The organism is Enteroscipio rubneri (assembly GCF_002899715.1).
Lineage (GTDB): Bacteria > Actinomycetota > Coriobacteriia > Coriobacteriales > Eggerthellaceae > Enteroscipio > Enteroscipio rubneri.
This window is the reverse complement of the sequence record NZ_PPEK01000020.1, coordinates 1-24,740: the sequence shown is the minus strand read 5'-3', so window position 1 is coordinate 24,740 and position 24,740 is coordinate 1. Positions and strand designations below refer to the sequence as shown.

23 protein-coding genes are annotated in these 24,740 nt (G+C 64.0%); 3 read left to right on the top strand and 20 right to left on the bottom strand.

Annotated features, from left to right (window positions below; all coding sequences use genetic code 11):
- Window positions 1-225: 225 nt before the first annotated feature.
- The 15 genes from C2L71_RS11210 to C2L71_RS11140 all read right to left on the bottom strand — a co-directional run bounded on the left by C2L71_RS11210 (window position 226) and on the right by C2L71_RS11140 (window position 17,146).
- Window positions 226-2,187: an ABC transporter ATP-binding protein gene (locus tag C2L71_RS11210; protein ID WP_103265842.1), complete on the bottom strand. Its 1,962-nt coding sequence runs from the start codon at window positions 2,185-2,187 to the stop codon at window positions 226-228.
- A gap of 17 nt (window positions 2,188-2,204) precedes the next feature.
- Window positions 2,205-3,434: a chloride channel protein gene (locus tag C2L71_RS11205; protein ID WP_239926662.1), complete on the bottom strand. Its 1,230-nt coding sequence runs from the start codon at window positions 3,432-3,434 to the stop codon at window positions 2,205-2,207.
- 77 nt (window positions 3,435-3,511) lie between these two features.
- The gene (locus C2L71_RS11200; protein WP_239926660.1) at window positions 3,512-4,840 is read right to left on the bottom strand and encodes a chloride channel protein; all 1,329 of its coding nucleotides are present in this window, start codon (window positions 4,838-4,840) and stop codon (window positions 3,512-3,514) included.
- Between the two features lie 156 nt (window positions 4,841-4,996).
- Complete coding sequence (locus C2L71_RS11195) at window positions 4,997-5,680, bottom strand: hypothetical protein (RefSeq protein WP_103265841.1); 684 nt, start codon at window positions 5,678-5,680, stop codon at window positions 4,997-4,999.
- 4 nt (window positions 5,681-5,684) lie between these two features.
- Window positions 5,685-6,647 (bottom strand): ABC transporter ATP-binding protein, encoded by a 963-nt coding sequence (locus C2L71_RS11190; protein WP_103265840.1) that lies wholly within the window; start codon window positions 6,645-6,647, stop codon window positions 5,685-5,687.
- Complete coding sequence (locus C2L71_RS11185) at window positions 6,640-7,038, bottom strand: GntR family transcriptional regulator (RefSeq protein WP_239926658.1); 399 nt, start codon at window positions 7,036-7,038, stop codon at window positions 6,640-6,642. Before C2L71_RS11185 ends, C2L71_RS11190 begins: the two co-directional genes overlap by 8 nt.
- Before the next feature lie 292 nt (window positions 7,039-7,330).
- Entirely contained in the window at window positions 7,331-8,839 is a 1,509-nt protein-coding gene (locus C2L71_RS11180; protein ID WP_129588515.1) for a phytoene desaturase family protein, read from the bottom strand.
- A 407-nt stretch (window positions 8,840-9,246) separates the two neighbouring features.
- Window positions 9,247-9,798 (bottom strand): YceD family protein, encoded by a 552-nt coding sequence (locus C2L71_RS11175; protein WP_103265838.1) that lies wholly within the window; start codon window positions 9,796-9,798, stop codon window positions 9,247-9,249.
- A gap of 8 nt (window positions 9,799-9,806) precedes the next feature.
- On the bottom strand, window positions 9,807-10,280 hold the full coding sequence (locus C2L71_RS11170; RefSeq protein ID WP_103265837.1) for an ATP synthase subunit B family protein: 474 nt from the start codon (window positions 10,278-10,280) through the stop codon (window positions 9,807-9,809).
- A 234-nt stretch (window positions 10,281-10,514) separates the two neighbouring features.
- Window positions 10,515-11,438, bottom strand: a complete 924-nt coding sequence (locus C2L71_RS11165) for a serine O-acetyltransferase (RefSeq protein ID WP_103265852.1) — start codon at window positions 11,436-11,438, stop codon at window positions 10,515-10,517.
- Window positions 11,439-11,607: 169 nt separating this feature from the next.
- Window positions 11,608-12,090, bottom strand: coding sequence for a pantetheine-phosphate adenylyltransferase (gene coaD, locus C2L71_RS11160; RefSeq protein ID WP_103265836.1), 483 nt, complete (start codon window positions 12,088-12,090; stop codon window positions 11,608-11,610).
- Window positions 12,087-12,710 (bottom strand): 16S rRNA (guanine(966)-N(2))-methyltransferase RsmD, encoded by a 624-nt coding sequence (gene rsmD / locus C2L71_RS11155; RefSeq protein WP_103265835.1) that lies wholly within the window; start codon window positions 12,708-12,710, stop codon window positions 12,087-12,089. The genes coaD and rsmD overlap by 4 nt, the downstream gene beginning before the upstream one ends.
- Before the next feature lie 2 nt (window positions 12,711-12,712).
- Window positions 12,713-14,881, bottom strand: coding sequence for an ATP-dependent DNA helicase RecG (locus C2L71_RS11150; RefSeq protein ID WP_103265834.1), 2,169 nt, complete (start codon window positions 14,879-14,881; stop codon window positions 12,713-12,715).
- Window positions 14,882-15,088: 207 nt separating this feature from the next.
- Window positions 15,089-16,723 carry a DAK2 domain-containing protein gene (locus tag C2L71_RS11145; RefSeq protein WP_103265833.1) on the bottom strand — a complete coding sequence of 545 codons (1,635 nt, stop codon included), beginning with the start codon at window positions 16,721-16,723 and terminating at the stop codon, window positions 15,089-15,091.
- A gap of 75 nt (window positions 16,724-16,798) precedes the next feature.
- Window positions 16,799-17,146 carry an Asp23/Gls24 family envelope stress response protein gene (locus C2L71_RS11140; RefSeq protein WP_103265832.1) on the bottom strand — a complete coding sequence of 116 codons (348 nt, stop codon included), beginning with the start codon at window positions 17,144-17,146 and terminating at the stop codon, window positions 16,799-16,801.
- Between the two features lie 220 nt (window positions 17,147-17,366).
- Between C2L71_RS11140 and rpmB the strand changes: the two genes are divergently transcribed.
- On the top strand, window positions 17,367-17,558 hold the full coding sequence (gene rpmB / locus C2L71_RS11135) for a 50S ribosomal protein L28 (protein WP_103265831.1): 192 nt from the start codon (window positions 17,367-17,369) through the stop codon (window positions 17,556-17,558).
- A gap of 199 nt (window positions 17,559-17,757) precedes the next feature.
- Here rpmB and C2L71_RS11130 read toward each other — a convergent pair whose 3' ends face one another.
- From C2L71_RS11130 to rpe, 5 genes are all read right to left on the bottom strand, one after another.
- The gene (locus C2L71_RS11130; protein WP_103265830.1) at window positions 17,758-18,477 is read right to left on the bottom strand and encodes a zinc ribbon domain-containing protein; all 720 of its coding nucleotides are present in this window, start codon (window positions 18,475-18,477) and stop codon (window positions 17,758-17,760) included.
- Between the two features lie 50 nt (window positions 18,478-18,527).
- The gene (locus tag C2L71_RS11125) at window positions 18,528-19,433 is read right to left on the bottom strand and encodes a Nif3-like dinuclear metal center hexameric protein (protein WP_103265829.1); all 906 of its coding nucleotides are present in this window, start codon (window positions 19,431-19,433) and stop codon (window positions 18,528-18,530) included.
- A gap of 43 nt (window positions 19,434-19,476) precedes the next feature.
- Window positions 19,477-20,289 carry a histidinol-phosphatase HisJ family protein gene (locus C2L71_RS11120; protein WP_103265828.1) on the bottom strand — a complete coding sequence of 271 codons (813 nt, stop codon included), beginning with the start codon at window positions 20,287-20,289 and terminating at the stop codon, window positions 19,477-19,479.
- 61 nt (window positions 20,290-20,350) lie between these two features.
- Entirely contained in the window at window positions 20,351-21,550 is a 1,200-nt protein-coding gene (locus C2L71_RS11115) for a cysteine desulfurase family protein (protein WP_103265827.1), read from the bottom strand.
- Between the two features lie 3 nt (window positions 21,551-21,553).
- On the bottom strand, window positions 21,554-22,270 hold the full coding sequence (gene rpe, locus C2L71_RS11110) for a ribulose-phosphate 3-epimerase (protein ID WP_103265826.1): 717 nt from the start codon (window positions 22,268-22,270) through the stop codon (window positions 21,554-21,556).
- A 191-nt stretch (window positions 22,271-22,461) separates the two neighbouring features.
- On the opposite strand from rpe, the gene C2L71_RS11105 reads away from it, so the two are divergent.
- Both C2L71_RS11105 and C2L71_RS11100 read left to right on the top strand, forming a co-directional pair.
- The gene (locus C2L71_RS11105; RefSeq protein ID WP_157938976.1) at window positions 22,462-22,950 is read left to right on the top strand and encodes a methylated-DNA--[protein]-cysteine S-methyltransferase; all 489 of its coding nucleotides are present in this window, start codon (window positions 22,462-22,464) and stop codon (window positions 22,948-22,950) included.
- Between the two features lie 67 nt (window positions 22,951-23,017).
- On the top strand, window positions 23,018-24,740 hold a 1,723-nt coding region (locus C2L71_RS11100; RefSeq protein WP_103265825.1), incomplete at its 3' end, for a VanZ family protein.

Genomic DNA, 24,740 nt, shown 5'->3' with positions numbered 1-24,740 from the left:
TCAAAGCTCCTCAGCCCTCGCAAGGGGTCGATTCGCACATTTTCCCAAACCGCACGCAGGTTTCACAGATCCGAAACAGATCGTTCAGGCCCATCGATGCCGGCGCGAAGCGTCGAAGCGATTCGGATCGTCCCGTTTCACGAGAGATCGCGTTCCGTGCACGGGGAAGCCGCAAAGGGGCAAAGTGGAGCGCCTCGCCCCTTTGCGGCGGCCCGTTCGCGGCCGTCAGGCGGACGAGACCCTCGGCCCGAACTGCATCTCATAGTAGCGCGCGTACGTGCCGCCCAACGCCAGCAACTCATCATGGGTTCCCTGCTCTGCCACAACCCCGCCTTCCACGACCGCGATGAGATCGGCTTCGCGTATCGTGGACAGACGATGAGCGATCACGAGCGTGGTGCGTCCGGCGGAAAGCTCCTCGAGAGAAGCCTGGATTGCCTGCTCGCTCTCGTTATCGAGAGCGCTCGTGGCTTCGTCGAGAATCAGGATGCGGGGGTTTTTCAGAAACACGCGCGCAATGGCGATACGCTGCTTCTGGCCACCGGACAGGCGTGCGCCGCGTTCGCCCACATAGGTGTCGTATCCATCGGGCAGGCCCATGACGAACTCGTGGATGTTCGCACGCCGAGCCGCCTCCACTATCTCGGGCGTTGCAGCGTCGGGACGACCGTAGGCGATGTTCTCGCGGATGGTGCCGCCGAACAGGTACACATCCTGCTGCACGATGCCAATAGCATCGCGCAGCGACTCCACGGTAACCCCTCTAATATCGATGCCGTCGATCTCCACCGATCCGTGCACCGGATCGTAGAAGCGCGGCAGAAGCGAGCACGCAGTGGTCTTTCCGCCGCCTGAAGGGCCCACGAGCGCTATGGTCGTCCCCGCAGGAACAGCCAGATCGAACCCGCGCAACACCTCATGGACGCCATCGTAGCTGAACCGCACATCGCGATAGCGCACCGCCCCGGCCACAGCCCCATCGCCATCGTCGGCCGACATGGACAGGCCCGCGGCTCCGGTTTCGCCGGTCGACCGTCGCCGTGCGCGCTCGGCGGCGTTGAGATCAACCGCGTCGGGCGCGTCGGCGATATCGGGTCGCACGGCAAGCACCTCCATGAAGCGGCGGAAGCCCGCGTAGCCCTTCTGGAACTGCTCGGTGAAGTTGATGAGCTGCTCGATGGGCGACAGGAAGATGCCGATGTACAGGGCGTAGATGGCAAGCTCGGTAACGGCCAGGCCGCCCGTGGCAACGAAGTAGCCGCCACCCACGATGGTCACGGTGTACAGCACGCCGGTGAACACCGAGTTGACCGCATGGAACGCGCCCATGAACCGATACGAGCTTTCCTTCGTGTCCACGAAGCGCTTGTTCGTGCCGCCGAACTTCCGGATCTCCACGCCCTCGTTGCCGAACGACTTCACCACGCGGATGCCGCCGAGCGAGTCCTGCAGCCGCGCGTTGATGTCGGCCATCTTCCTGCGGTTCTCTGTAAAGATGACGCGCTTCTTGTAGTTGCGCCAGAACGCGTAGGCCGCCATGACCGCCGTGGCCGCCAGCATGATGGCCGTGAGCGGCACGTTTATCATGAACAGCAGCACGAACGATCCCACGATCTTCAGGATGCAGATGAACAGGTTCTCCGGTCCGTGGTGCGCGAGCTCCGATATATCGAACAGGTCGGTGAGCAGCTTGCTCATCATCTCGCCGGTGTTGTTGCGGTCGTAGTACGAGAAGCTCAGGCGCTGGTACTGCTTGAACAGGTCCATGCGCATGTCGGCCTCCATGCGCGCGCCCATGATGTGGCCCCAGGCCGTGATGAAGTACTGGCAGGCTGTCCGCAGGGCGTAGAGCGCCGCGAACCCGAGCGCTATCCATCCGAGCGTGGAGAGGATGACCCCGGGCGGCTCTAGGAAGAACTGCTTCGTGAAGAAGTTCAGGAACTGCGGGAAGGCCAAATCGACCGCCGCGAGCACCGAGGCGCACACGAGGTCGAAGAAGAAGAGGGATTTGTAGGGACGGTAGTAGTCTGCAAAGCGCGCAAGCACCTTGCGCGCCGTGACCGTAGCCGCATCGGAGGAGGGCTCCGATGCGGTCGAGGGAGCATCTTCTGAGCCGCCGATTTCCTGCGCCGTAGCGCCGCCGGAATGGACTTTCGATGCAGTGGCGGGGTTCGTTCTAGTTTTCATGGTCGATATTGTAGCGCCTACCTTTCCTTTTCCCTGCGGCGTTTATCGCGCGCGGTCCGCTTCGCGCGCGATAAACGTCCCGTGAGGCCACGGCCGAACATGCCCACGTCCGTGCTTCCCATATAAGCCGGGAACACAGCCAGCGCTGCCCACGGCGCCACGGCCCACCCGAACGTCTCAGCCGCGAGCAGCACCGCAGCGAGCGGGCAGCGTGCGGCCGCGGCGAAAAAGGCGACCGAGCCCATCGCCGCTGCAAACGACGGATCGACTCCCAGCAGGGCCGCGAAAGACGCTCCGAGAAGCGCGCCGATGCACAGCGAAGGCATCACTTCGCCGCCTTTAAACCCGAAGCCGAGCGTTACCGTGGTGAGCAGCGCCTTCACAGCGAAATCAAACGGCTCCGACGTCCCGTCGAACGCCGCGTAGACCAAGGTCAGTCCCGAGCCTTCGAAACGCTGCCACCCGAAGGCAAACACGAGCACGCTGACTACCGCCCCTCCGGCGGCCACGACAAGAGCGGGGTGCGCAGGCGAGCGCACGAAAGCGCGTCTGAGCGCACGCAGAGCCCAACCGAACACCGTGCCCGCAGCGGCGCAAGCAAGCCCCACGAGCACGCAAAGGGCGGCGACCTGCCACGAAGGATCTGGAGCAGCCGCAGCCGGCAAAGCATAGCCCCCGGCGAGCGGCATCGCGACGAGCCATGCGACGAAGGAAGCCCCGAGTAGAATCGGGAGCCGACGGGCTACCGCACCGTCGAAGCGCACAAGTTCGAGAGCGAACAGCGTACCCGCCAGCGGCGCGCCGTAGAGCGCGGAGCACGCTGCTGCCATACCGCACGCCGCCGTCCAACCGCGATGCACGAGCCGATGCGCCTTCGCGCCGCGAGGAGCCAATCCGAACGCACGACCCAACCCCGACGCTGCTGAAGACGCCATGGCAAGCGAGGTGGCCGTCGCTCCGGCCGATCCTCCACCGAGCACCGTGAAAAACGTCCCGACCAGGGCTGCAGGAGCAAGAGCGGGAGGAACACGATCGTCGTTGCGGACGTCCTCAACCACCGAGCCAGGCTGGACGCCAAGAGGAAGCTTCAACAACCGAAACAGGCCGATGGATGCCACGCCCAGAAGAGGCAATGCAAACAAAAGCCAGGACCAACGGTGCGAAAGGCACGAGGCGACGTCGAGCGCGAGCGTAGCCGCGGTGGCCGCGATCGCGCCCGATACGCCTGCAGCTGCCGAAAATGCCACATGGCGCAGCGCTTGACGTCTTGGAGCGGTCGGTCTGCGAGACGCGCCGCCTCGCGCGCAAGCATGCACGGGCACGGCTAGCGTCCCGTCCGTCTCTGCATTCGCTCGGCCAGCTCCGCCGCGCGCTCTCGTTCCTGCCTGCGCAGACGCACCAGCTCGCTTGCAGCGCCGTGACCGAATACGCCTACATCGCGGCTGCCCGCATAGGCCACGACCACCGCGAGCGCCAGATACGGCGCGGCTGCCAGGCCAAATATTTCAGCGCCCATGAGCAGCGCCGCTAGAGGGCAGCGACTCGCGGCCGCGAAGAACGCCGCCAGCCCGAGCGCGGCCGAGAACGGCGCCGCCGCACCCGTCAGCCCCCCGAGCGCGCAACCCAGCAGCGCGCCCACGGTGAACATCGGCATGATCTCGCCGCCTTTGAGCCCGAACCCGAGCGCGAGCACGGTGAGCGCCGCCTTCACGGCAAAGTCCGCTCCACCCGCATGTCCCGCGAGCGCACCGCGCAGAAGCGGCATGCCCGTCCCCTCGAAAGCCTGCCAGCCGAAGGCCAGCACAATGCCTGCGAACAGAAGGCCGCCTGCAGCCGCAGCGATCAGAGGGCGCCCTATCCGATGGCGCACGACGCGCCGCGCAAGGCGCAGCCCCGTGCCGAACACGGTTCCCGCCGCTCCGCAGGCAAGCCCCACGAGAACGCATTGGGCGACGAGCGACCAAGAGAGCGGGGGCACTGCGACGCCAGGGATCACGTCGCCGATACCCGTTGCGCGCGCAATGCCAAACGCAGCGAACGACGCCACGAGGAGCGTGGGCACGTGGCGCGCGACGGCCCGGTCGAAACGGGCGAGTTCGAGCACGAACATCGTCGAACCGAGCGGCGCGAAGAAGAGCGCGCCGAAGCACGCCGCCATGCCCGTGGCCGCCGCATAGCCCCGCGGTATGGCCGACGCACCTCGACGCACGGGCGCGAGCTTAAAAGGACGGCCTACGAGGGCGCCAAGGGACGCGCCCATTTGCAGCGCCGCCGCCTCCTTGCCCACCGATCCGCCGCCGAGCACCGTCAAAAACGTTCCGGCGAGAATGCCCGGGGCGAGGGAGGGCGGCACGAGGTCGTTTCGGCGCAGACGGTCGACCATCGTGTCGGTAGCCAGATGGGCGGGCAGCCTGAGCGCGCGGTAGAGCAGCACTGACAGCATGCCAAGGACCGGCAACACAAGCAGGATCCACGCGAAGCGCGCCGAAAGCCGCCCGGCGAAGTCAACGGCGATCGAGAGCACGATGGAAGCTGCAGCCCCGACAACTCCTGCAGCCAACGCGAACCCGAGATGGCGCGCGACCTGCGAAAAATCGAGACCGCCACGCAGCCGAGGATCTCCCTCGCTGCCGTTCATCGAACGCTCGGCCATGTTCTCGCCTTTCCGCCTTGTCGCCTTGATGGATGCCTACCCAGCTCATGGTAGGCGTCCGGCGCCGGCTGGCAGGCCTGCGGACGGAACCCGTCAGCGAGCCGCCACCCCCTGTGCACCGCCCGGTTGCCGACGATTGCACACCTCTCCCTTTGCTCAGCGCACCTCGATGCGACGGACTGCCGCCCAGGCAATGAGAACGCCGATAGCCGCAATTGCAGCGAACAGGAGAAACGGATTTGCCAAGCTTGCCCCTTCGCCAAAACCGAGCAGCCAGGAGAGACCGTTTCCCACCAAGGCTGCACCCCTGCTTTGTAGGGCAACGAGCACGAGGACGACTGCTGCGACAGTGAGCAGCACGACCCGCCGCGCGCCGAAGCGCATCTGCAGCGACGCAAACGCGAACCCCACGGATGAAGCCGCAGCGCAGCCTAGGAACGTGAAGAGGAAGTCGAGCACCGGGCCGTTACCGGCTCCGTACGACATCAGGAACAGCGACTGCCCGCTCGGCCAGAACGGAAAGACGACCGAGCATACCGCCTCGATGGAAGCCAGAAACAGGCAGGCCGCCCCCAGCGATGCCGCCGTGCTTGCGATCATCTGGGGACGCGCGAGCCCCATCTGCATGAGGAACCGCACATCGCCCGAAAACGTGGACAAGGCGAGCAGCGGCATGAGGACGTAGGGTAGAAAGCCCAGGTTCGGCACATACACGTAGGCGATCCGAGTGATCGTCATCGCGAAGAAAACGACGATGATAGCACCGATGATCAGGCAGAACACAGACGCACTCTGCACGAGCTCGACAGCTTGATAGCGAAAGGCCGCCTTGAGCTTCATGAGGTCACTCCCCCTTCTCGGTCAGTTTCACAAACAACTTCTGTAGGCTGATAGGCGCCGTGTCCAGCCGGTCGGTGAGGCGCGCGGCATCCGGCTTGCCCAACAGGTACGCCACCGCCACGCCACCCAGCTCGTCCACGCTGAGCGCATCGAGCCCCTTGCAGTATGCGCGCACGTCGTCGGCGCGACCCGACACGCTGTAGCCGCTCGCGCGCAGCTCGTCGGCCGACGCAGCCATGAGCACCCGGCCCTCGTCGATGATTGCGACGTGCTCCACGAGCGTCGCCACCTCCTCGATAAGGTGCGTGGCGATGACCACCGTGCGCTGCCGCGCCAGATAGTCCTCCATCAGAAGCCGGTAGAACAGCTCGCGGTGTGCGGCATCCAGGCCCAGCACCGGCTCGTCCAGCAGCAGATAGTCAGCGTCCAGCGAGAGAGCCATCACCAGTTGGCAGATGGTGCGGTAGCCGGTGGAGAGCGCGCCCGTCTTCGCCTTCAGGTCGAGATCGAACGCCTTGGCCAGCCGCACGGCGCGTTTCGCATCGAAGCCCTCATGGAAGCGGCCCATCCATCCCACGAGGTCGTCCACGTACATGGACCCGGGGATCGTCTGCACGTCGCTCGTGCAGAACACCTTCGAGAGCGCACACGGATCGTCCGTGACCGGCTCGCCGTCCACGAGGATGCGCCCCTCCGTGGGCACGAGGCGGTTGGCCGCGATACCCAGAAGCGTCGTCTTGCCCGCGCCGTTGCGGCCGAGAAGCGCGTGGATAGTGCCATATTCGAAGGAAAGCGACACGTCGTCGAGCGCCATCGTCTTTCCGAACCGCTTCGTCAGATGATCGGCTCGAAGGCAACGATCAGCCGTTGCGTCCGGTGTTTTGACGGGTTGGGCGGACGCGGCGCAAACGCTGTTGGACTCCCGTCCCGCATGCGCGCCCAACACGGAAAACGAGACATCAGACATGGTCGTACCCTTTCTCGACGAGATCGACGACCTGCTCTTTCGTGAAACCCAACTTCTTCGCCTCGGCCACAAGGGCCGCTACATAGCGCTCGTCAAAGGCGGTTTTGCGCTTCACGCGCACCTTGTCGCGCGCGCCGTCCTGCACGTACATTCCCATCCCCCTTCTCTTGTAGATAATGCCCTCGTCCACGAGGATGTTCATGCCTTTGAGCACGGTATGCGGATTGATGCCGAGCAGCGCCGAAAGCTCGTTGGTGGAGGGCACGCGATCGCCTTCGATATAGACGCCGGTGAAGACGTCGTCCTCAATCTGCTCGGCGATCTGCACGAACAGAGGCACGTCGCTGGCCGGGTCGATGATCACGATGCTTCCGCCCCTTTCTTCATTCATCCATGCTTGTTAGTTTGTTACTCATGTAACTAACTAACAGTGTAAAGAAACTTCGCAAACTTGTCAAGGAGAGCCGCGTCAAGAGGAAAGACGGGAGCCGAGAGGGGCGGAGCCAAGGCTAGGAGACTCGAATGCAGAATCACGGAGCGCCCGAAGGGCCGTGAGCCGGCGTTCCCCAGGTCTGGATCCAAGGATCGATTAGAAACAGCTCGCAACCCCATCGAACCGAAAGGGCGCTCCGTATGAAGCGCCCTCTCGAAACCCGAGCAGGAACCAGCGATCGGCGAAGCGCTCAGATCTCGTTTTGGAACACCGTCCGCGTATCTTTGCACAGGTATTGCACGGCGATACGCCCGGTTTTGAGCGCGTTGACCATACCGCCCGGCAACAGCATGCGCTGGCCCGCGAAGTACAGGTTCGCGATGCCTTGCGGCTTGGCCGAATGCGGAGAGACATTCGTGCTCGGCCTGAGAATGGACATCCAGGAACCGCGATAGGAGTGCAGGCGGCGCTCGAAGCTGAGCGGCGTCGCCACCTCCCATGTCTTCACATTGCCGGCGAGGGGCGGGAAGCGCTCTTCAAGCGCAGCGATAACGCGCTCGGCCACGAGACGCTTTTCTTCGGAGTAGACTCCTGCAGCCTCGCGCTCACGCCACCAATCATACGTATCGCCCGGCAACGAAACGGTGAGCGCCGTGCAGCCCTCGGGCGCAAGGCCCTCGTATGCCGCGAAGTTGCACAGCGTGATCTCGGAGAACGAACGCCCTGCTATCTGCAAGGGTTCCGCAGGCGAGAACCCGATGCTTTCGGGAAGCTCGCCGAGGTCGGCAGCCACACCTACGCCGACCACCATGCCGGTCTGGGGTTTCGTCGCGGAGAGCATCGTGTGCACCCACGGCTTGTCGAGAGGCGGATCGAACAAGGAGAACGCTGAAGCAATCGTATCCTGCGCCACAATGACAGCATCGAAGCTCTGCACCTCGCCTCCGGCGATGACGCCCGTTGCGATGCCGTCCTTCACCACGACGCGCTCGACGGGAGCGCCGAAACGCAGCGAGCCGCCCAGCTCTTCGAAGCGCAAGGCCATGCGCTTCGCCATGCCGGCGGATCCCCCTTCAGGGTAGCCGCCGTCGCCAGCCGCAAACTGGGCAAGCGTGCTGACAAGGGACGTGGCACTCTCGTTCTCTCCGGCAATGCATGACAGAAGGCCGCGGATGAGCGGGCTTCTGAAACAGTTCAGCAAGCTGGATACGTCCTGTTTCGCGTACGACGGCATGCGGGTGAACGCCGGCATCATGGATGCTGCCGTGAACGGATTCGACTCCAGCGGGTGTTTTGCCTTGACCCCCTTGACGTCACCGAAGGGAAGGTCCACCTTCGTGAATCGGGCAACATCGCGACACAGGCGCTTGATCTCGCGCGCGTCTTCCGGCGCAAGCTCGGTCAGATGCGCGCGAAGGCGCTTCGGATCGCGGAAGAGCAGCGCGACGCGGCCGTCGGACTCGTACGCGAAGTATGGATCGGGAAGCTTAACGGCCACCTCGTCGTCAAGCGCACCCACCTCGCGCCACAGCGCGTTAAACGACGTTCTGTCGGCCGTGCCGGGAACCCAGTGCGCTCCGCCCTCGAAGCGGTATCCGTCCCGCTCCCAGCCTATCGTCGCTCCGCCCGGCTCGTCGTTTCGCTCGAACACGTGCACATCGAATCCGCTCTGCTGCGCGTAGACGCCCGCCGCAAGCCCCGCGATGCCGGCGCCGACAACGGCTACCGTCCGACGACCGTCCGTGTTCTCTTCGTTCATGACCCCACCTCTCGCCAGCGGCGCCCCTCCTCCGGCCGATGTCTCGGCCGGCAGATCCGTTTCGGGCGCCTCGATCTGCAGCGTCCTCGTAAGACGCTCGGATAAAAACGCGGATGCAACCCGGGTCGCATCCGCGGCATACGCTTTCAGCAGGATAGCACACCGCACAGGACTCCGAATCGCGAAATCCTCGGGCAAGGCCTATTCAACCAGATACCGCGGCGGGAATCCTCGATGCAACGGGGTTGGCTTGCGCTATGCGCTGGTAACGGCTGCGAAGAGCAGGTTGCGATCGACGCCGGTCTCGCACCGACGACGGTCGTCGTAGAAGATCTACAACAGATGCGAATACGGAAAGAAGCGAACATAAGACCCCGACGCTCAACGCGAGCGCCATGGGGCGCAAGCTATCTGTCGTCGAACGGGAAATCCTTAAGCACCGAGAAAGGATTTGCCGGACCGTCGTTCGCGCCTTCGGTAGGCGCGCATTCGCACGGGCCTTCATTGAGATTCGCACCGCAGACGGCGCATAGGCCCTTGCACTCCTCGTCGCACAGGGGCACGAGGGGAAATTCCAAAATCAACGCCGCCTTGATCAGCGGCTCAAGATCGATGACATGATCCTCAGGCAAAACGTCGAACTCGTCGTCATCCATGTCCTCAGGAGCCGATCGGGACTCATCGAGCAAGTAGTAACCCTCGATCTCGCCTTCCAGGTCGAAGCGAAACCCATCGAGGCAACGGGCGCACGAACCGATGGCTTCGCCGCTCACCGTCCCGGTCACCAAAAGCGCGTCCCCGGTATTCGAGATTTCCACGTGCCACGCCAACGGATCGGGAAAAGAGTATTCGTCAGGTCCGGCTTGCAGCGAGGGCAGCTCGAGCGCACCCTCGAAACGAGAACTCTCCGCAGGCGCGAAGAGTTCGGGCGGCACGGCTATGCGCAGTGTCGGATCCATGGGATAGCCTAGCGGCCCGAAGCCAAGGAGTTCGCGTTCAGACGATCGCGGCAACGGCGCACGTTGCCCAGAAGCGTATCGAGGCTCTGCTCGACGTGGCCGAACACCTCGTCGGCGTAGTCCTCGGCACCGGCACGCGTCTGGCGCTCCAACTCACGCGCATCAGCGAGCACTTGATCGGCCTGCTGCTGCGAGATGCGCACGATCTCCTGCTCGCTGGCGATGGTCATCGCCTGGCTGCGAGCGTCCTCGATCATGCGATTCGCTTCCGCCTCCGCATCGTCAAGCAGGCTTTGACGCTCGCGGACGATCTGACGGGCCTGGGCGAACTCGCTCGGGAACGTATCGCGGATCTCGTCCATAATCTCAAACGCCGCGGCGATGTCGACCTGGCGCATGTTTCCTTTACCGAACACCGGCTTAGAGTCCTCAAGCAGAATCGAGAGCTCTTCGAGCAGCCCCAAGACTCCTGTTTCGTCCATGATTGTCCTTCCACCCAGGTGCTGCGTTTCATCTGCGTTGACGTGCACGGGCCTTCGCGCGCATGCGTCGCAATATAATAGCATGGATGGTGTCGAAACCAACCTCCAATGCACAAAGCATGCACATTTTACCCGGTCGGAGCCGTGTCGACACGGAAGCGTTTGCCACGGTACACAACGACGGGCCGAAACGGACGAGAGTTGCAGCGGCTCCGAAAGCGCAGGCGGAGCCCCTTAGCAAAGCTCCCAATCCTTGGGATCGCGCTTCTTTTCGGGTTGGCGCACGTTGACCTCCTGGTTCTTCAGGCTCACGCGCGCGCCTTTTGGAATGGAGGAGGTGACAAACGCGCTGCCTGCAATAATGGCGCCTTCGCCAACCACAGTCTCGCCTCCGAGCACGCTCGCGTTGGAGTAGATGGTAACGTTGTCCTCGATGGTGGGATGGCGCTTCACGCCTGCCAGCTGCTGACCAGCTCGCGTCGACAGCGCTCCGAGCGTGACGCCCTGATAGATTTTTACATGGTCGCCAATCTCCGTCGTCTCGCCAATGACAACGCCGGTGGCATGGTCGATGAAGAAATACTCGCCCACCCGAGCGCCCGCATTGATATCGACGCCCGTGCCGCTGTGGGCGTACTCGGTCATGATGCGCGGGATGAGCGGCACACCCTGCACATACAGCTCGTGGGCAATGCGGAACACGAAGACGGCGAAGAAGCCAGGGTACGAGAAGATGATCTCCTCCTTGCTCTGTGCGGCGGGATCGCCGTCGAAGGCCGCCTGCACATCGGTGAGCAGGATACGCTGTATCTCGGGCAGCTTCTGGAAGAAGTTGAGGCAAATCTCGTCGACTCGCGCATCCACATCGGCTGCATCGACGCCTTCTTCTCCACGGAACAGCAGCGCTTCGCGCAGCTCACGACGCAGCGAGTCCTCCACGCGGATGAGCGTTTCGCCGATGAAGTACTCGGGTTTGGCCCCTGTGGGAGTTTCGTCGCCAAAGTAGCGCGGGAACAAAACGCGGCGCAAATCCTTGATGATGCCGATCACGGCCTTCTTATTGGGAAAATGCCGGTCGGGATCAGTGAAGAATATCTCTTGCGCGCTATAGTTGCGAGCGATGCCCGCCACGATTTCATCAAGGTTCTCGTTGAACATGAAGCCGTCCGTTCTCTCGCCTGCGAGGCGCGCTCGGCGCGCCGCTTCCTCTCGCCGCTTATGGCATCGTCCCGCCAACCGCACATCGCAGCCGCGGCCGATGCCCCCTTCGCCTCCCGTGTCCCGCACAACCGCCTCCCAACGATGCGAAGCCCTGTCCGCCCCGCTTCTACGCGATCCCGAACTTCTCGTTCAGCGCGTCGTTGACGCACGGCGGAACGAATTGGGTCACATCGCCACCGAGGCTCGCAATCTCGCGCACGATGGATGAGGACAGGTACATGTACTGCGGAGGCGACATGATGAACAGGGTCTCGATTTCCCGATTCAACTGATAGTTGAGCGCCGTCATCTGGAACTCGTACTCGAAATCCGTAATGGCCCGCAGGCCTTTGATAACCACCGTGGCGTCCATTTTCTCCGCCAAGTCCACCAGCAGCTCGTCGAACGGCTCGACGCGAACGTTGGACAGATGGCTGGTCGCTCGAAGGACAAGGTCGGTTCGCTCGTCGAGCGTGAAGAGCGGTTGCTTCTTCGGCGAGGCCGCCACCGCGACGACCACCTCATCCACCAGCTGCGCAGCGCGGGTGATAACGTCGAGGTGCCCGCTTGTGATTGGATCGAACGTGCCGGGCGTCAATGCGCGTTTCATGATAGGTGCCGTTCCCTCTCTGTCGCCGTACCGGCGTCCTCTGTGCGCACGGTGCGCAGGACGTCCACGACAGTATCCCCGTACTTCTTGCGACGCGCAAGAGACAAATCGCACGCTTTAGCCGCATCATCCACCTGCATCTCGTCGCCTGCGGCATGCTCGTACACCACGATCGCATCCTCGGCGAGCGCCCCGACCGAGCGAAGATGCGCGACAACGCCCAGAGCCTCCGTGGCCGCAAAGGCATACGGGGGGTCGAGAAACACGAGATCGAAGGACGGCTGCGCCCGAACAGGAGGATCCTTCAGAATGTCGGCCCGATGGACGCGGGCGCAACGGGGATCCAGTCCCATCGCACGCACGTTCTCGAGCAGCACCCGCGACGCCTCCGGAGCGCGCTCGTAGAAATGCGCGCACCGCGCGCCTCTGCTGAGCGCCTCGATCCCAAGCGCGCCTGAACCTGCAAAAGCATCGAGCACGCTGGCGCCGTCAAAACCGCCCCGAGCACTGGCGATCGCGCTCATCATCGACTCGCGCACCCGATCGGTTGTCGGGCGGGTGCCTTCCCCTTTCGGCGCCTTCAGCGAACGCCCTCCGAACGCTCCTGCGATAACCCTCATGGTCAGCCTCCTTCGACGGCCCGATCGTCGGGAAACGCCCTGCGCGCCTCGCGCGCAAGCGCTCGATGCGCGGGCATCACAAGGGCGGGATCCGCCTCCAGAAGTGCGGCCGCATCGGCATGGGCCGCCTCGATGAACGCGCTGTCGCGCACGACGTTCACAAGCTTGAGCGCCGAAGCGCCATGCTGCCGATTGCCCAATATGTCTCCTTCGCGGCGCAGCGACAAGTCGTATTCAGCCAGCTCGAACCCGTCGTCCGTACGTTCCATGGCCGTCAGGCGGGCGAGGGCCACCTCCGATCTTGAAGCCGAGACGAGGTGCACCTCTGCCGGCTTGCCGCCGCGCCCGACGCGCCCCCGCAGCTGATGGAGCTGCGCGAGGCCGAACCGGTCGGCATCCTCCACGATCATGACGGTGGCGTTGGGAACGTCGATGCCCACCTCGATGACGGTGGTGGCCACAAGCACCTGCGCCTCGCCCTCGCGAAACCTTCGCATGGCCTGCTGCTTCTCGTGCGACCCCATGCGTCCATGCAGAAGCTCCACCCGCCAGTCGGCGAACACGCCTCCTTGCAGCGAGGCGGCCTCGCGCTTGGCGGCAGCGGCATCGTCGCCTAGCAGGTCCGATTCGTCCTCGATGCTGATGGCCGCATACTCGTACGCTTCCTCGTCAGGTTCTCGACGGCGCGTGGCGCCGGCCTTCTCGTCGCGCTCTTCAGCGTCCTTGCCGACGAGTGGGCATACAACGTACACCTGCTCGCCGCGCTTCAGCGCCGCGCGGGCGGCGTCGTAGGCGCGTCCGCGCTCGGTCTTCCGATGTACGCTCGTTGTGCGCCGGGCGGCCCCGTGCGGACGACGCCTGATATAGGAGAGCGTGAGGCCCCCGTACAGGGCAAGCGCAAGGGAACGCGGTATGGGCGTAGCCGTAAGGTAGAGTGCGTCGGGTGCACCGCCCTTCGCGAGTAGCCGCGCGCGCTGTTCGACGCCAAAACGCTGCTGCTCGTCAACCACGACGAGGCTCAGCCTAGGAGGTGCCACGTCGTCCTCAAGAAGGGCGTGCGTCCCGATCATGACATCCACTTCGCCGGCAGCCGTCCGCTCCGCGAGGGCTGCGCGCTCGGAAGCAGGCGTGGACCCCGTCAGCACTTCCCAGGAGATGCCCGCAGCATCGAGCAGCGGCCCCAAACTTGCGCCGTGCTGGCGTGCGAGCACCTCGGTCGGCACCATGAAAAGCGCTTGGGATCCCGTGTCCGCGGCAGCGGCCAGAGCGAAGGCCGCAACGACCGTTTTCCCCGTACCCACGTCGCCGAGCAGCAGATGGTTCGCAGCGCGCGGATCCGCCAACTGCCCGAGGATCTCGTCGCGTGCCGCCTTTTGCTCGTCGGTGAGCTCGAAAGGAAGCGCGGCGGCAAGCGCCCGAACGCGCGGGCCATCGACGATGTGCGCCGTCGGCGTGCAGCCCTGCGCCCGTCCGCGCTCTTCGCGCATGAGCATGATCTCGAGAAGCAGGAGCTCTTCGTACACGAGACGGCGTCGCGCTTCGGCAGCCTCGGCGGCGCTCTGAGGGAAATGGATCGACATGAGCGCTCTTTGCCTGCTCATGAGGCGGTACTTTGCGCGCAGCTCGAGCGGGAGCGGATCGTACATCCCCGTGCAGGCCGCAAGCGCGTTGCCCACGAGCCGTCGCATCCACGCAGGAGACACCTTCTCGCACGCCGGATGCACGGGGATGATCATGCCTTCGGCAGCCTGTTCATCTCCAAGCACTTCCAGGTAGGGATTCGTCATCCGTTTGAAACCGTAGTTGAATTCCAGCTTGCCGGCCACGGCGATGCGCATACCGGGCTTCACCTGATCCATGAGCCACGGTTGGCGAAAGCACGTCACCACGAGCACGCCCGTGCCGTCCACGACGGACAACTCCACGAGCGAGAGGCGCGGTTTGGGGCGCTTGAGCTTGATCTCGTGTACCGCGCCTTCGACCGTGCACTGTTGACCGATAGCCGCCGAAGCAACGGTTTCCTTGCGCGACAGATCGATGTAGCGCCGTGGATAGTGGGACACCAGATCGCGCACCGTTCGAATGCCGAGCCCCTCGAGCGCGCGAGCGCGCCCCGGGCTTACCAAACGGACGCGCCCGACGGGTTCGTCGAGCGCGAGCGTGGCTGCCATGCGGTCAGGGGCGCTCGTTTCAGCGTTTTTCGGCAACTCTTGCAGCCTCCAGGTTTTTCCTATCGTCAGCGAAACGCTTCTTGCACGGATCGTCCCCGCCGCGCGTCCGATCGTGCTTTTGCAGACGAAGATGTGCGCGTAGAGCGTGGATCGGTGCGCGGGCGCGGATCGGCCGTTCCGCTCATCGCCGAAGCGGGCGGAACCTCCCTACTCGACGGACATCACGAGGGGATACAAAGGCTGGTCACCGCGATGCGCATCGATCTCCAGCTCGTCGAACTCCTCGCCGATGCGAGCCACGAGCGCTTCGAAGGCATCGTCGGCAAAATCCTCGCCCGCTAGTATGGTGAGCGTATCGGCGTCATCGGCATCCATCGCAGCAAGCAGCTCCATAGCCACGGCCTGCACGCACGAGCCGACAGCCTCGATGGCGCCGTCGGCGATGCCGATGACATCGCCTTCTTTGATGGGATTGCCTGCCGCATCCTTCGAATCCTTGATGGCAGTGGTCACCTCGCCGGTCTTGACGTCAGCATACGCTTCCGTCATCGCCTCGACGTTGTCCTCCAGGCTTGCAGACTCATCGACCCCGAACAGAGCCGCGAACGCCTCCGGCACGCTTTTCGTGGGCACGACCGCGCAGGGCTTCTCCGACAGCTCGCAGGCGCTCTGGGCTGCCATGATGATATTCTTGTTATTTGGCAGTATGATGACGGCATCGGCGTTCACGCGACCGGCGGCGTCGAGCAGGTCCTTCGTCGAGGGGTTCATGGTCTGACCGCCCGAAACGACCACGTCCACACCCAGGCTCTCGAGGATCTTCGCGTTGCCCTCGCCCGCCGCAACGGCCACGAAGCCGAGCGGCTTGACCTCGGCCTGACGCTCGGCAGCCAGAGCGTCGCTGCGCGCGACACTTTGCTGCTGCATATTGTGGATGTGCACCTCTGAGACCTGCGCGTCGTGGTCGAGGAACCACCGCAGCACCTCGTCGGGACGGTTCGAGTGCACGTGCACCTTGAAGTTAGGATGCATGCCCACCATGAGGTCGCAATCGCCCATCGTGGGCAAGAAATCCTTGGCTGCATCGACGTCGACCTCGTCGGAATGCACGAGGAACTCCGTGCAGTACCGGTAATCCGAACCCTCCCAATCGTTGATCTGCTCGATCTCGACCTTCGGAGCGGCTTGGCGCGCAAACGCCAGCTCGTCGCGCATCGGGCCCTCGCGCCCGGTCAGAGCGGAAGCGAACGCATCGAAGAAAATGGCCAGCCCGTATCCTCCCGCGTCCACGACGCCGTTCTCCTTGAGCACGGGCAGCAGATCAGGCGTGCGCTGGACCGAGGCGTAGGCCTCGTCGACGACCGCGGCGAGCGCCTCCTCCGTCGCGAGCTTCTTCTTGCGCGCACGCTTGGCAGCCGCCGCACTATCTTTGAGCACCGTGAGGATGGTGCCCTCGACCGGCTTGCGGACCGCCGAGAAGGCCACGTCGACCGCATGCGAGAGCGCTGCGTCGATGCTGGCGGCGTCGACATCCTCGCAGCCGACGCTGCCCTCGCACAGGCCGCGCAGAATCTGCGAGGTGATAACGCCGGAATTGCCGTGTGCGCCCATAAGAGCCCCGGTCGTGATCGCCTTGCGAATCGCAACGCCGTCGGCCCCGATGGGCAAGGATGCGATGTTTCCTACGACGGATTCCAGCGTAAGCGACATGTTCGTGCCCGTGTCGCCATCGGGAACCGGGAAGACGTTCAGGCGGTTGATCTCGTCCCGGCGCTCGCCCAACGTCTTGCTCGCAGCGGCTATTGCATTGAGCAGGTCGTTCGCGGTATAGGATTCTGACATGACGGTTCGTTTCTCCTTAAGCGTTAGGCCGCTTCGCGCCGAATGCGCGGCGATGCGGCCGATGCGGAATCGGGGCTATTTGCGCACCTTGACGCCCTGCACGTGCACCTCGACGCCGTCGAGCGGAACGCGGGCGTACTCGGTGAGAGCGAACGTGACCTGGTCGATGAGGTTCTGGGAGACCGTGTTGATATTCGTACCGTATTCGATGACAACGTAGAGTTCCACATGCACGCCCGCGTCGGTGGACGTCACCACCACGCCGCGCCTCAGACGCGAAGCGGGCAGGATCTTGGCGATGCCGTCGACCGCCGAAGGCGCGGCCATGCCCACGACGCCATAGCATTCGAGCGCCGCATTGCCGACCATGTCGGCCAGCACGTCGTTGGCAACATGGAGGTTGCCGGGTATCGTATCGTTCATGGCATTCCTTTCACGGCGCGGACTTCCCGCGCGCGACCGAAACCTGCCTTCGCAGTATAGCGCAAGGGATCGGGGCGTGGTGACGTGCCTGATCGCAGCGCAAAGTATATTACACGAAAAATTCTTGTAACCCATTTCTCATATGTGCTATAGTATGAAGGCTTTTTTGCCCTCAACGGCATGCAGCCGATTCAGCAACCAAGGTAATGGAGTGAGAACGATGTCGAAGGTTTGTGAAGTTTGCGGTAAGGCACCGGTCGCGGGACGCAGCATCAGCCACTCGCACCGCGTGACGAATCGTTGGTTCCGTCCCAACATTCAGAAGGTCACGATCAAAGACAAGAACGGTCGTGTCCGCAAGGCCAACGTGTGCACGAAGTGCATGAAGGCCGGCAAGGTGGAGCGCGCCTAGCAGGTTCGCCGGTCGATCCGTCGGCGTCGAGTATCTCGCATTGAAAAAGCCCGTTCGCACGGGCTTTTTTGCGTTGGACGAGGGTCGTCTTGCTGCGTGCAGGCCGAAGCCCGCCCTTTCGACGCGAAGATCGGATACGTGAACCGGTGCATATCTCGAAGAGGATGCAACCTGCGAGGGGATAGCGCGAACCCCTCGCCTACTCTATGATGAGCAGGCGCCCGCACTGGGGACACGGCGCCACGTTGCCCTTCGCCTTCATATCGATGAGCCGTCCGCCCTCGATGGCCATGCGGCACACCCCGCAGCTACCGCCCTGCAACCTGCCTACGGCCACGCCGCCCGTGCGCGCTGCCGTCTTCTCGTAGAGAGCGGCAAGGTCCTCTGGCAGCGATGCGCTCAGATGCGCGCGCTCGGTCTCGAGCCGGGCAAGATCCTGCTTGAGCGCGCCGCCTTCACGCACGAACGACTCCGTGGCCTGCGCCTCCTGCTTATCGAGATCGCTCATCATCTTCGCCACCTGGACCTGCACGCCCTCGATTTTCGAAAGCTCATCGCTCACGGCCGAGAGTTCGCCCTCTAAGGTGTTGCGACGCTTCGCGAGCCCGTTGAGCTCCTTCGACCGAGCCTCCACGTCGCGATAGCCGCCATGCGACGCATCGATCTCCTCCTGCACACGTCGCTGCTTCTCGACGAGCAGGCCGTCCTCTTCGCTGATGCGCGCGAGTCGCGCGTCGGCCTCGGCGTGAAGCGCGTCGAGCTGATCGCGCTTTTCTTCGATTCCCCGTTTCTTCGTACGAGCTTCAAGGATGGCCGTTCGTTGCGGGAGCTGCTGGAGCTTTTTGCTCGCTCGCATGATGTCCAGGTCGATGTGCTGCATCTTCAACAGCGTGGCCAGATCGTCGGTGTCTACGCGCATGCGGCTCCTTCGTCTGAGGAAACGGCGCCGCGGCCGCGGCGCCTCCTCCATTATACCCGTACCGTTTCGGGATAGGCCCAGTTTTCCCCTTGATCCACGATAGACACCATGGCTTCGGGCATGCCGGCAGCCTGGACGGCAGCCGCAAGCACGGCAACGAGAGGAAGCTCGCTCGTGTCATGGCCTATATCAATGACGGCGAGACCCGCCTGCGAGAACTCAAGGGCGTCGTGATACTTGATCTCCCCGCACACGAGGCAATCCGCTTGCGCCCGCAGAGCGGCGCGCGCCACATCGCCCGCAGCGCCTGTACACGTGGCGACGCGATCGAGCTCGCGCGAGAAATCGCCCCACACGCGCGGCGCGCGTCCGAACACCGACGTGCAGCGGGCTGCCAGCTGGCCGAGCGAAAGGCCGTCGTCCTCTCCCGGCTCGCACAGCTGCCCATAGCCCTTGGCATGCGATCCTTCTATGGGCACGAGCACGCTCTGCAGCGCAAGGCCGAGCATGCCGGGGAGCACGCGCTGAACGCGCGCGCTTACATCGAGGGCGGTGTGGAACGACATGACCGACACACCACGCTCGACAGCGCGCCATACCCCCGCGCCGGGATTTACAGCGACCGACGATGCCGGCATGAAGGAATCGGGAGCAGCGAGGTATGCAGGATGGTGCGTCACGAGCACGTTCGCGCCTCGCTCGGCAGCCGCCTCGATGGCCTCCACCGTCGGATCGAGCGCGACAGCCACGCCGCTCACCAACCGAGCAGGATCGCCCACCGTCATCCCGGTGCGATCCCAGGGCTCGGCGTCGGCGGCCGGAAACTCCGCGAGCAATGCCTGCTCGAGCGCTCCGGTCGTCATCGCGACGATCTGTTTCGATAACGGGCCCGACGCGCGGCGCGCGAGTCCCTCCGCGCCCGCACCGTCTTCCCGGTTCTTCTTCGCAGCAACCATGGTCATGTCCTTTCATATGTTCAGCCAACTCGGCCGAAGGAGCTTACAGCTCGATGGTAACCTCGCGGCGGTCGCCATCGGCTGTCGGCACTGTTACCGTTCGATAACCGGCTCGCGCCATAAGACGGTATGCACGCTCGATGTCGCGAGCCACATGTTCGGGCTTGTGCGCGTCGGTACCCACCGTGCAGGGCACACCTGCACGGCGAAACGTCGCCAGCAAGGCCGGCGCGGGGAACATCTCCTTGCAGGCATAGTAGGTCCCCGACGTGTTCACCTCCACCATGCGGCCCGCCGCTGCACACGCTTCGGCCGCCCGGTCGTAGAGCGGCTGAGGATCGAAGCTGGGATAGAAGTTGAACTTCTTTGCGAGGTCGGGATGCGACATCACCTGGAAGGGAGCGTCGGAGGACACGGCCTCGCACCACACCTCGAAGTAGCGGCGCCAGATATCGTCGGCACCCACCTCGTCCCAGCGCCCGCGCTGAGCGGGGTCGTCGAAAGGCCACCGGTCGACGAAATGCACGGAGCCCAGGATAAGCTGGAACGGCGAGAGATCTTCCGCCGTCAAGTCGCGGTCATCGTCGTCGCCAAGCCAGTCCAGTTCGCAGCCCGCGATGACCTCGATCTCGGGATGGGCCGCGCGCGCCTTATCGATGGCGGACAGGTACTCACCCACTCGCTGCTCGGGCATGGCCAGGTAGTGCCGCGGATCGAACGCATCGGTCAGCGGGTAATGCTCGGTCACGGCGATGGTGGCCACACCGGCGGCCGCAGCGGCCGAGACGAGCTCTTCCACCGTTCCTTCGCCATGATTAGTGAAGCAGGTATGCGTATGGGTGGTGATCAGTTCCATGCTCGGTATACCTCCGCATCGGCGGCCCGCGAGCGGCTGCTCGCCGCGTACGGGCCGATTATCAGTTCCAGTCCAGCACCGTCGCTGTCGCGTTGATGAACGCGTCCACATCGCTTTGCCGGGTGTCGCGTCCCATCGAGATACGCAGAGCCCCTAGCGCGCGATCGGCGTCAATGCCGATCGCGCGCAGCACGTGACTCGGCTCGAGCGAACGAGACGAGCAGGCCGATCCTCCCGACACGCCAAAGCCTTGGCGGTCGTAGCGGAGAACGAGTGTCTCGCTCTCCAGACCGTCCACCAAAACGTTGACGATATTGGGAAGGAAGTCCTCGCTGCCTTCCGCCACATCGACCGTCGCCTCGACCGGTCCGAAGCCGGTCAGCGACCCATAGAGCCGATCGCGCAGGCCGCGTAGACGGGCAGCCTCGGCCTCCTGTTCCTCCGCAGCCTCGCGGCAGGCGGCCGCGAACCCCACGGCGCCGACCACGTTCTGCGTGCCGCTGCGCCGTCCCGATTCCTGCCCCCCGCCGAGCATCTGCGCAGCGAACGGCGTGCGAGCCTTAAGAAAAAGGACCCCGACTCCCTTCGGGCCTCCGATCTTGTGTGCCGAGAACGACGCCGCGTCCACGCCGAGGGCACCGAGATCGATGTGTGCCTTACCGAGCGCCTGCACGGCGTCGGTGTGCATAAGCGCACCTGCCGCGTGGACCGCGTGCGCGAGTGCCGCCACGGGCTGGACACTACCGACCTCGCTGTTAGCGGCCTGCACGCTCACAAGCACCGTGTCCTCATCGAGGCTCTCCTCGAGGGCGTGGACCTCGATGAACCCCTGGCGGTTCGGCTTGAGACGCGTGACGCGGAAGCCTTCCGCCTCAAGAAGCCGCGCCGGCGCCAGGACGGCTTCGTGCTCGATAGCCGATACGATAACGTGCGGCGACGCCGTGCGGCCGTGCCGGCGACGCTCTTCGGCTGCAGCGCGGGCAATACCGAGCACGGCCATGTTGTCGGCTTCGGTCGCCCCCGAGGTGAAGATGATCTCGCCGGGACGACGTGCGCCCAGATCTCGCGCAATGGAAGCGCGGGCGTCTTCGAGCGCGGCGAAGGCGGTACGACCGGGCGTATGCAGCGAGTTCGCGTTCGCCCCGTGCATCAGGCCGAGGAATCCGGGAGCAAAAAATGGAGCCATGGCCTCCAAGGCACAGGCGCGCGGCAACGCCGTGGCAGCGTAGTCGAGATACACGTAATCCGAAGGCACAGGCATTGCTCAAACCTCGTCCAGTATGTCGGATAGCCCGAGGGCGGCCGCACGCGCCTCCTCGGCAGCCGTGCGTACGGCTTCGAGAGCCGCCCCAGGATCCTTCGCCGCGAACACCGCATTGCCGCACACGAGCACATCGGCCCCAGCAGCGGCCACGCACGGCGCCGTTGCAACGCCGATCCCCCCGTCCACCTGGATGAGCGGACTCGCGCCGGCCATGCGTGCAAGCTCCACGACGCGCGCAACGCGCGCATCGCTCCCTTCGATGAAGCTTTGGCCCGAGAAGCCCGGCTCCACGCTCATGACAAGCACCATGTCCACTTCGCCGATGACGGGCACCACGGCCTCGATCGGCGTCGCCGGCTTCACGCTCACAGCGGCCCGGGCCCCCGACCCGCGAATGTCCGAAACAGCCCGGAACAGACCAGCCTCGTCGAGCGCCTCAACATGGACGGTGACGGAATCGGCGCCCGCATCGAGAAACCACGGCACCTGCTCGAGGGGATTGTCGATCATCAGATGCACGTCAAGCGGGAGCGATGTGGCCTTTTTTAACTGTCTGACCACCGGCACGCCCATCGTCAGATTCGGGACGAAATGGCCGTCCATGACGTCGACGTGAACATACCCCGCGCCAGCCTCCTCAATGAGCGCGATATCGCGCCCGAGATCCATAAAATCGGCCGACAGGATGGAAGGCGCTATCTTCACCGGTTCGAACATCAGGACTCCTCACGTTGATCGCTTCATCCATTCTAGCTCAACGACGCAAACGCGGCGTCTCTCCGACGCCTGGCGGCGGAGAAACCACATGCAGAAGCGATGGGCGGCGCCCGATGCGCGCAACGCCGAGATGCATGAGTCGGAATACGGCATGCAGTATAATGATGCGAAATCGACCGGAAGGGGCGATCATGGCTTCGAAATGCTTGACGTACTATCCCTACCAGACACCACTCGGGCACCTCACGGTAGCCTCGGACGGCTCGGCTATCACAGCCATCGCGTTCGGCAGCCCGCCGCTCCCCGGCGAGCGGCGGGCGACCGAGCTCACAAACCGCGCGGCAAACCAGCTGCAAGAATACCTTGCCGGTAAACGGCGCGCTTTCGATCTGCCGCTCGCTCCTGAGGGAACGGAGTTCCAGAAGCGCGTATGGGCTGCGCTCTCCGACATACCCTACGGCCAGACGCGCTCCTACAGCGAGGTCGCTGCAGCTATCGGCAATCCGAAGGCATGCCGTGCCGTCGGAGGAGCGAACAATAGGAATCCGCTGCCTATCGTCGTTCCTTGCCATCGCGTGATCGGCGCGAACGGCTCGCTCGTCGGCTACGCCGGCGGCTCGAAGATAAAAGCCTATCTGCTCGATCTTGAAAGCCGCGCATGCGAGGAGGACGGCGACTAGCCTCCATTCGATCGAATCGCGACCCACGGCATCTATCCAACATCCAGAAAGGCCCTCCTTCCCCCTCATGAACGTCTACGTGTCCAACATCGTTTTGGCGGCAGTTGCTTTCCCGTTGCTCGCCTTTGTCATCACGCTTCCCTACCTCGTCTTCCAATATCGCAAATTCGGTTCCGTTCCGTGGCTGCACACCCTCGTCGTGTATTCGTTCGTGTTCTATCTTCTGTGCGCGTACTTCCTCGTGCTGCTGCCCCTGCCCGAGAACCGCGCAGCCGTGGTGCCGTACGCCCAAACCCCGCAGCTCGTACCGTTCAGCTTTGTGCACGAGTTCCTCGCCGAGACGCCGTTTTCGGCAGGCGATCCTTCCACCTGGCTCGCCACGCTGCGCGACCCCTCCGTCTACGAAGCCCTTTTCAACGTGCTTCTTCTCGTGCCTTTGGGCATGTATCTGCGCTATTATTTCCGACGCACCTGGTGGCAGACGCTTTTTATCGGCTTTCTGGTCACGCTGTCGTTCGAGCTCACGCAGCTCACGGGTCTTTGGGGAGTCTATGCTCATCCGTACCGGTTGTTCGACGTAGATGACTTGATTTTGAACACGTTCGGCGCGATGATCGGCTTCTGGATGGTCGGACCCGCCATGCGCGTGCTGCCCGACATGCGCCTCGTAGACGAGGAGGCGCGCGAGGCCGGCGTGCGCGCGAGCGTCACCCAGCGAGCGCTGTCGTTCGGCATCGACTTGATCTTGGCCCAAGCGGCGGCGGGTGCACTCGCATCGATCGTCGCTTCGGCTGGGGCGCGCGAGACGCTCGAAGCAGCGGGCGGATCGTGGGGGTTCGCCGTGCAGGCTCTGGAGCTCATAACACTCGTAACTTTCTTCGTTGCCGTGCCCGCATGCTCGCACGGCCAAACGCTCGGCCAGCGGCTATTGAAATTGCGCATCGTGCGCTCCGACGCCTCCTGCGCCCGTTGGTACCAGATCCTCGCGCGCTACGGCCTGCTCTATCTGTTCGCCACGGTTCCCTTCGCGCTGCTGTTCGGCGTATTGGATCTCGATCCGTCGAAGGCCGGCGAGATGAACGCCGTCGCAGCGTTCGCCGTAGAGCATCGAGCGGTCGTCGTTTGGGTCTGGATCGCGTTCATGTCCATCTGGGGCGCATCGCTCATCGTGCGGGCCATGCGGGCAGCCGTGAAGAAACGTCCGTTCGTCATGCTCAACGGCTTGCTGTCCAACACGCGGGTTATGACAGTCGCGGGGGTTGAGCGCGAACGCGAGAGGCGCCAGGTGCTCGACGTACCCGAGATCGGGGAGCTCGAGCGGCGTATCGCGCAGGATGGCACACCACTTTCCGAGCTCATGGAGCGTGCCGGATGCGCCGTTGCCGACACGGTACGTGCGCACGTGCCCGATCCAGCTCCCGTCGTGGTGCTGGCAGGCTCGGGCAACAACGGAGGCGACGGGTGGGTATGTGCCCGCATCCTTGCGGAAGCTGGGTATCCAACGACCCTCGTGGCAGCTGAGCTTGCCGAAAGAATCCGTGCGGAACCGGCCCGCCAGACGGCAATCGAGACGTTCTCCGAGATATCGGCGCGCAAGCTGCCGCTCACGGTGCTCATCGCGCCCGACGCCGATGTGCTCATCGACGCCGTAGACGGCGCCGCCGCGGTTGTCGACGCGATTTTGGGGACAGGCTTTTCGGGCGACGAGGTGCGTGAGCCGTATGCAAGCTGGATCAGAGCCGCTAACCGGCGTCGCTTCGAGGGCGGGCGGCTGGCTCATATACACATCT

What these genes read in the sequence shown, in the direction of transcription:
- C2L71_RS11210 (WP_103265842.1), bottom strand. Translation starts at nt 2,187, where the DNA reads ATGAAAACTAGAACGAACCCCGCCACTGCATCGAAAGTCCATTCCGGC.
- C2L71_RS11200 (WP_239926660.1), bottom strand. Translation starts at nt 4,840, where the DNA reads ATGGCCGAGCGTTCGATGAACGGCAGCGAGGGAGATCCTCGGCTGCGT.
- C2L71_RS11195 (WP_103265841.1), bottom strand. Translation starts at nt 5,680, where the DNA reads ATGAAGCTCAAGGCGGCCTTTCGCTATCAAGCTGTCGAGCTCGTGCAG.
- C2L71_RS11190 (WP_103265840.1), bottom strand. Translation starts at nt 6,647, where the DNA reads ATGTCTGATGTCTCGTTTTCCGTGTTGGGCGCGCATGCGGGACGGGAG.
- C2L71_RS11185 (WP_239926658.1), bottom strand. Translation starts at nt 7,038, where the DNA reads ATGAATGAAGAAAGGGGCGGAAGCATCGTGATCATCGACCCGGCCAGC.
- C2L71_RS11180 (WP_129588515.1), bottom strand. Translation starts at nt 8,839, where the DNA reads ATGAACGAAGAGAACACGGACGGTCGTCGGACGGTAGCCGTTGTCGGC.
- C2L71_RS11175 (WP_103265838.1), bottom strand. Translation starts at nt 9,798, where the DNA reads ATGGATCCGACACTGCGCATAGCCGTGCCGCCCGAACTCTTCGCGCCT.
- C2L71_RS11170 (WP_103265837.1), bottom strand. Translation starts at nt 10,280, where the DNA reads ATGGACGAAACAGGAGTCTTGGGGCTGCTCGAAGAGCTCTCGATTCTG.
- C2L71_RS11165 (WP_103265852.1), bottom strand. Translation starts at nt 11,438, where the DNA reads ATGTTCAACGAGAACCTTGATGAAATCGTGGCGGGCATCGCTCGCAAC.
- coaD (WP_103265836.1), bottom strand. Translation starts at nt 12,090, where the DNA reads ATGAAACGCGCATTGACGCCCGGCACGTTCGATCCAATCACAAGCGGG.
- rsmD (WP_103265835.1), bottom strand. Translation starts at nt 12,710, where the DNA reads ATGAGGGTTATCGCAGGAGCGTTCGGAGGGCGTTCGCTGAAGGCGCCG.
- C2L71_RS11150 (WP_103265834.1), bottom strand. Translation starts at nt 14,881, where the DNA reads ATGGCAGCCACGCTCGCGCTCGACGAACCCGTCGGGCGCGTCCGTTTG.
- C2L71_RS11145 (WP_103265833.1), bottom strand. Translation starts at nt 16,723, where the DNA reads ATGTCAGAATCCTATACCGCGAACGACCTGCTCAATGCAATAGCCGCT.
- C2L71_RS11140 (WP_103265832.1), bottom strand. Translation starts at nt 17,146, where the DNA reads ATGAACGATACGATACCCGGCAACCTCCATGTTGCCAACGACGTGCTG.
- rpmB (WP_103265831.1), top strand. Translation starts at nt 17,367, where the DNA reads ATGTCGAAGGTTTGTGAAGTTTGCGGTAAGGCACCGGTCGCGGGACGC.
- C2L71_RS11130 (WP_103265830.1), bottom strand. Translation starts at nt 18,477, where the DNA reads ATGCGCGTAGACACCGACGATCTGGCCACGCTGTTGAAGATGCAGCAC.
- C2L71_RS11125 (WP_103265829.1), bottom strand. Translation starts at nt 19,433, where the DNA reads ATGGTTGCTGCGAAGAAGAACCGGGAAGACGGTGCGGGCGCGGAGGGA.
- C2L71_RS11120 (WP_103265828.1), bottom strand. Translation starts at nt 20,289, where the DNA reads ATGGAACTGATCACCACCCATACGCATACCTGCTTCACTAATCATGGC.
- C2L71_RS11115 (WP_103265827.1), bottom strand. Translation starts at nt 21,550, where the DNA reads ATGCCTGTGCCTTCGGATTACGTGTATCTCGACTACGCTGCCACGGCG.
- rpe (WP_103265826.1), bottom strand. Translation starts at nt 22,270, where the DNA reads ATGTTCGAACCGGTGAAGATAGCGCCTTCCATCCTGTCGGCCGATTTT.
- C2L71_RS11105 (WP_157938976.1), top strand. Translation starts at nt 22,462, where the DNA reads ATGGCTTCGAAATGCTTGACGTACTATCCCTACCAGACACCACTCGGG.